Annotated in this window: 2 protein-coding genes; both read right to left on the reverse strand. The window is 46.2% G+C overall.

The genetic code is table 11. From position 1 onward, the window contains the following. Nucleotides 1-22: 22 nt before the first annotated feature. Complete coding sequence (locus KIV40_RS30930) at nt 23-466, reverse strand: DUF1249 family protein (protein ID WP_285353119.1); 444 nt, start codon at nt 464-466, stop codon at nt 23-25. Between the two features lie 4 nt (nt 467-470). Next, nucleotides 471-899: NUDIX domain-containing protein (locus KIV40_RS30935; RefSeq protein ID WP_285353120.1), on the reverse strand; the 429-nt coding region annotated here is incomplete at its 5' end.

The following is an 899-nucleotide window of genomic DNA, read 5'->3' on the forward strand; positions in this document are numbered from 1 at the left end:
CTTCAAAGTATTCAAACGTACGCTAACTCAGCGTAATAGGTGTGCGACTGATTCCATTTTTTAAACAAAACGTTAACCATTCGCCAAGAAACTTATTGAGTTGAAATTTCTCGTCTTTTTGCAGAAGTTTGGTGTTTGGGTAGTCGTATTTTGCTTTGACTCTTGAGAAGTCCCCACTGGCACACACTTCTGCAACGCGAGCGTCGTGATATAGCCTGACAGACATTTTTGGCAAAGGGAATACTGGCAACGCATCACTCTGACATATATCTATTAATGTGGTGTATTTTGTGACCTCATTCACTGTCAATTGATACACCATATTAACCGCTTGATAACAACGCACATCTCCAACCTCATGTCCAGATGGGAGTAGCGCGTTCAATTTCGCGTAATTTGTCTCATAAACTCGCATCAATTCAGCAAGATCAACATGATACGGCTTCTTCACCGCTATATTTGGCATAGCGCTACTCTTTCCACTGTGACTGTAAATCTAGGTAGTTCAATTGCAACCATTGCAAAGCAATAATAGTAGCACCATTTTCGAACACACCTTGTTTTACTAGCTGATAGGCCTGTTCACGGCTCATCACCTGCACGCGAATGTCTTCACCTTCGTAGTCAAGGCCGTGGACGCCTTTAGCTGTGGGCGCATCGACACAGCCAACCATCACATCGAGCTTCTCAGAGCAGCCGCCTGATGATGGGTAGTACGAGGTAATCGGCAGCACGTGGGAGACTTCAACTCCGGCCTCTTCCACCGCTTCGCGGCGCGCAACCTGCTCTGGTGACTCGTCGGTATCGATGATTCCTGCAACAATTTCATATTGCCAAGGGTTTTCATGCTCAAGCGCACCCACTCGGATTTGCTCAACAATCACCACTTCGTCTCGAAC

The organism is Vibrio sp. D173a, from assembly GCF_030248475.1.